Here is a 5,152-nt window from a genome sequence, read left to right on the forward strand (position 1 = left end):
TTCTCGAGGTCACGCTCACGGCACTCGACGATCTGACGGCCGGAGAGCGTACCGGGGTCGATGCCGCGGAAGCGGTAACACTCAGTGTAGGTCCGCTGGTACGGCTGCGAGGGAGCAAAGAACATCGAGTCCGCGAACTGGATGTAGCGAATCCGGTCGCCTGCCTTCGCACCGTCAGTCGGGGTTACAATCTTTCTGATGGGACAGTCGGGCTCCTGCTGCTCGGCGAGCGGCGGGTGGGCGCTCGGGTACGCCGATCCGGGGGCGCGGTGGCCGAGGATCAGCACGATGTCCTCATCGGTCACATCACGCATCTTTTCAAGCTTGTGGTTGGGGTCCATCTGCTTGCGCCGGTTCTCGGCGACGATGGATGTTCCCGGTCCATATTGGGGCTTGTATGCCATGTTTACATTCACCTCATGTTGGGCTTTTTAGCACTTTCATAACGGCACGAACGACCTCTGCCAATTTTTCCCTACCAGGTGTCTGACCCCGTGTCACGCCGCTGACGATATCCACCACTATGCCTTTTGTTCTGACCTGGTTTGGCGGCGGCATAACCACCGCTGTCTTGATCCCCTCTTTTGCGAGATCCTCGAAGTCGATCGGGACCTGGGAGACGACGATTGCCTTGATGTTCGCGTGCTCAAGGATAAACCGGACCTTATGCACTACATGGGAGCGGACGTTCCCATGGTGAAGGATAGCGACCTTGTGCTGCTCGATCTGGGCTATCTCCTTCTCCGTCAACCCGAAATAGGCTCCGAGAACGTGACCTGCGACCGGGGAATCCGCCGGGACTCCGCTGCCTGCGTTCAGAACAAGCGTCGTCACGGAGAACTCCGCCCCCTCCCTCCGAAGGCCGGAGGTGATATCGCAGACCGGTTTTGTAACGTGTCTGCGGCCGGGGGACATTCCAATCACGATCACATCCGGGGACTTGGCCTCAGAGATGGTCCCACGCTGGGCAAGACCGCCTCCTTTCCCCATCCCCATGCTCTCGCGGCAATCAACAACCTGTGTAACTCTTCCGATAGGCATGTCACTTGTTTCCCTGAATTATTATTGGACCGTCTTTCCTTCTCGGATCGACAAGCCCGAGTATCTCTCTGTCGGCGTCAGGTCCGTACTTCGCGTAGTCGGACACCGTCGGCTGAGACTTCATGAACCGTCCCTGCTGGACGGTACAGGAGAAGTCCTTATCGGCGAAGACTTCATCGACAGCCTCCCCGATTGCCGGAATGTACGACTCGTCCTCGAGTTCCAGGATGATTGTTCCAACCTGAACCCGGAGCTGGACATCCTGGTCTCCGACACGGATGACCTTACGGTCCGGATGGGGGTTGGGTTTTCCCCGTGCCGGACCATAAGGAATGGTGGCCGGAATGCTTGGTCCGTTAATGGACATCCGGCGAATCCCGCCGACCTGAATCAGTCTGTTCAGGAGGTGTTCCACCGTATCGGGTCTGAGGAATCGCGCAGATACGATTCGAACCTGAGGGTATATGGCTTCGGTCATCAGTATCCTTGTGTTATTTACACACCCTGTGCAATCTGCTGGAGCGGTTTGTTGAAGACGTCGACCTTGCCGTAGGTGTCGGCATAGATCTTCGAGGTGCTCTCCGGCGAGAACATCTGGGTTCCAGCGTCGAGCGCTGCCGCGGCGACCACACATGGGATGGCCACACCGGCTGCGTGCCTGGTCACGACGTGGTTACCGTTGAAGATACCGGGGCCGCCACCACCGTAGATCGAGTGGCTGAAGAACGAGAATCCGACGGCGGTACCCATCACACGGCCATAGTCACAGCCGGGGAGACCGGTCTCGTGCTCAAGCAGGTCGTTGAAGTACAGGAGCGTCGAAGAGACTGCCTGGGCGAACCGTCCGGCACCACAGTTGACCATGGTGGCCGCCATAGTTCCCGCAGCAGCGTAGGCGTTCCAGAGCATCGGGTCCTTCGTGTCGTAGAACTGGAAGTATCCGCCCTTCTTGCCCGGAGTGATGACCTTGTCCTCGATGGCCCGCTCGACCAGGCTCTGGACGACCGTACCGATGGTTCCAGTCGCACCGTTGGCCTTGACGAGGTCATAGACCAGGTTGTTTGCGTTCAGGCCCTGGTAGGCGTAGGCGAGCAGCTGGGCACGCTCGAACGGTCCGATGGCGTTACCCATCTCAAACATTCCTGCCTGTTCGAAGGTGGACGAGAGTGCGGCACCCTGCATTGCGTTCCTGCCGGTCATCATGACGATGTGGTTGACCGGGATGTTCCGGAGCGCGTAGCCGAGACCTTCGTTGTTCTGGGGGATCGACAGAATGGACGTAACGTTGGCACCAGTGAGGTCCATCGTGTGCGGGTACGAGCCCCAGACTGCCGTCTTGACCATCGGTGCGTCGAACGCTCCAATATCGAACTGCTCGACGATCGAGAACGTGGTCGCGGCTGCGACTGCCGTGATCGCGGCATCGTAGGTGGATGCAGCCTGCAGGCGTGCGCTGGGAACCTCGACGAGGATGAGCTTGCCACCGCTGAACTCGCGAATGTTGGTGTCGTCACCATCCTCGACCTGGACCATCTCCTTGATCTTTCCGATGATTGCGTCCTTGTTGCCGACGATATCAAGGTTCATCTCACGGCCGAGAACGTAACCCTTTGCTACTTTTCCGGACTTCAGGCCCTCTTGAATGCCACCGAGGTTGACCGCAACCGTCCTCTTGGTGAGGTCGATGATCTTTCTGATCGCCGGGTTGCTAACCGGGCTGATCTTTTCAAGCGGCACGCCACTCTTCAACAGCTTGCCTGCATCATCGTACAGGTCAATAGTCTCTTTGTATTTTGCCATAATCTTCCTCCATTACCCTCTTAAATGCATACAATCCAGAACTGTGAAATGAACGCTAAAAGTATCGCTGCCTGTGTCTGCTGGTGACTACTGCACGTCCTCGTGGGACAAAGATATAGTAATCCTCTCCGATGATATAAGCATTGCTATTTATGTCTATGTTCTGATATATACATAAAGTGCAATATTAATTATTTGGCATTATTCGGAAGATCGCAGAGAAATAACAAGTTGTATTGTACCTTCCTGAAGATGGATGATATACTTAAAATGTGTTACTTTATGCTACACTTTATCTGCCGGTTATATTATTTCTCCGGCAGCTGGCACATTCCAATATGTAACAAAAAAAAGATGTTCAGGCTTCGATCCGCTGGTATAACTTACCATAGATCGTCTGGCCTTTTCTCTTTCGGTGGCGCTCTCCGATGTCCCCCTCGTAGAGAGCGAACCGCCCTTTGACGCCGTCCACCTCGATATCGACATCTTCGCGGTATACGAACCCGGGCAGCATGACATCGATCTTGCCAAAGACGTAAATCTCGCCTTCTACCATCTGGCCGCCAAGGCGGCTCTTCGCGTTGCCCTTGATAACGATCTTCCCGCCTTCGGCGTGGGTGCCAACATGGACATCGACGTCTCCACCGATGACAATCTCACCGCCGTTCATGAAGGTGCCGACATCGCTTCCGGCGTTACCTGTGACGGTGATCTTACCACCCTGCATGCCACGCCAGTCTCCACGGTAGGCGGCGCCGAGGTAGTTTCCGGCGTTGCCTTTGATGATGAGCTCTCCGCCCTTCATGCCGGTTCCGGCAAAGGCATTGACGTTCCCGTTTACTGTGATCTTGCCGCCCTGCATCCAGGCGCCGACATACATGTCGGCATCGCCGTTGACGACAATTTCGCCGTCGGTCATCTTTGTGCCGATGTACTTGACCCGGGAGAGATCACCGTTGAGGACGATCTTTGTCTCAGCAGGTGTTGCTCCGGGTTTGCCGGATACATCAAAGTAGTCCCCGAGCCGGTGCTGCTCGCGGCCTACATAGACCGGGAGACCGAGGATCTCCTCTACCTTTTTCCCGGCAAGCGCGTCAGGGGAGATGGTCTCGGCTTCGAGGTACAGTTCGGGCTGGTTCTTTATGGTGAGTGTAACAGTCTCCATCCTTGCACCTCACTGTGTAGCATCAACCTCAATCACGTACGGGTTCGGGAGATAGTGTCCGCTGACCTCGTAGTTGTTTAACGTGACGGTGTAGTAGCGGAGGAACTTCTCCTTGACGTCACGCATCACCTGCGGGTTCTCGTTGACCTTGGTATTCACCCAGAGCGTCCGCTTATTGCCGTTCGAGACGATCTCGTGGTTGTTGATAATCTGGACACCGGACTTGAAGAGGTGCTCTGCGTTCGAGAACGCCTTCTCGATATCGTCGGGCGCGTAGGGCTCGTTCGGGTTGAAGTCGAAGACTGCGACATCTCCTTCGAGGCCTGGCGCAAGTCCGCCGTACATGTGTGCGAGACCGAGCGCCTTTGCCGGTCCTGCACGGGTCATCTGCGCGATCTCGTAGAGGTCGAGTTCGCGGTCGATGCCGGCAAGGTTGGTCGCATCGATGACCTTGTCCTTGTACTTGAAGGCGTCGAACTGCTGCTTCCTCGACTCCTCGCTCATGAGCCACTTCATGATCCTCGGGTAGCGGATGAACGGCCCGGCGTTCGGGTGGTCGGTGGTCATGAAGACCCGCATGGGATCCTTTGCGAGCAGCGCGAGTTCAAGACCGATACACCACTGGATGGCGCAGACCTTGATGTCCGGGCTGTAGACGTAGGGCACGACGCCGGACCCGGTCTCGAGCTCGACATCGGCGTTCGCCCACTTTAAGTGGTTCAATTCAGTGAGGTGGTGCTCGAACGGCCCGTCGGCGGTCATGGTCGTGGTCTCATCGAGCGTCACCTGACCCAGATCGATGGTGATGTTGTCATGAGAGTTCACGTAGTCCATGATCTCCTTCGCCTTCGACTCCACGTTCGCCCAGGAGTCGCCTCCGTAAGAGTGGAACTGGACGTGGGTGTGGTGCATCACCTGGTCGCGGCCGAACTTGCTCTTCGGCTTGATACCCTCCGAGAGCTTGAACGTGTCGAGCGTCGTCGTGTAGTTGCCGGGGTTCCCGAGATTGTTTGCGTGAATGTGCATCGAGTGCGGGAGACCGAGGTACTCGTTTGCCTCGATGAGTCCCTTCACGATCTGGGCCGGCGTGATGTCGAAGTAGGGAACCGGGTCGTGAATGTTCTCACAGTTCAGACCCCAGGCCCA

At 56.6% G+C, this 5,152-nt stretch carries 6 protein-coding genes; all 6 read right to left on the reverse strand.

Translation table 11 applies throughout. The annotated features are described in order from the left end of the window. Nucleotides 1-404: coenzyme-B sulfoethylthiotransferase subunit gamma (gene mcrG, locus ACI94_RS02900; protein ID WP_286681075.1), on the reverse strand; the 404-nt coding region annotated here is incomplete at its 3' end. A gap of 13 nt (nucleotides 405-417) precedes the next feature. Beyond that, nucleotides 418-1,041 (reverse strand): methyl-coenzyme M reductase I operon protein C, encoded by a 624-nt coding sequence (mcrC, locus tag ACI94_RS02905; RefSeq protein ID WP_066957223.1) that lies wholly within the window; start codon nucleotides 1,039-1,041, stop codon nucleotides 418-420. 1 nt (nucleotide 1,042) lies between these two features. Then, nucleotides 1,043-1,519 carry a methyl-coenzyme M reductase operon protein D gene (gene mcrD, locus ACI94_RS02910; protein WP_066957221.1) on the reverse strand — a complete coding sequence of 159 codons (477 nt, stop codon included), beginning with the start codon at nucleotides 1,517-1,519 and terminating at the stop codon, nucleotides 1,043-1,045. A 17-nt stretch (nucleotides 1,520-1,536) separates the two neighbouring features. Beyond that, nucleotides 1,537-2,841, reverse strand: a complete 1,305-nt coding sequence (gene mcrB, locus ACI94_RS02915) for a coenzyme-B sulfoethylthiotransferase subunit beta (protein ID WP_066957219.1) — start codon at nucleotides 2,839-2,841, stop codon at nucleotides 1,537-1,539. A 358-nt stretch (nucleotides 2,842-3,199) separates the two neighbouring features. After that, a complete protein-coding gene (locus tag ACI94_RS02920; protein ID WP_066957217.1) occupies nucleotides 3,200-4,006 on the reverse strand; it encodes a formylmethanofuran dehydrogenase subunit C in 807 nt (268 codons plus the stop codon). Between the two features lie 9 nt (nucleotides 4,007-4,015). Then, on the reverse strand, nucleotides 4,016-5,152 hold a 1,137-nt coding region (locus tag ACI94_RS02925; RefSeq protein ID WP_286681076.1), incomplete at its 5' end, for a formylmethanofuran dehydrogenase subunit A.

It is taken from the genome of Methanoculleus sp. DTU007, from assembly GCF_001512385.1.
Lineage (GTDB): Archaea > Halobacteriota > Methanomicrobia > Methanomicrobiales > Methanoculleaceae > Methanoculleus > Methanoculleus thermophilus.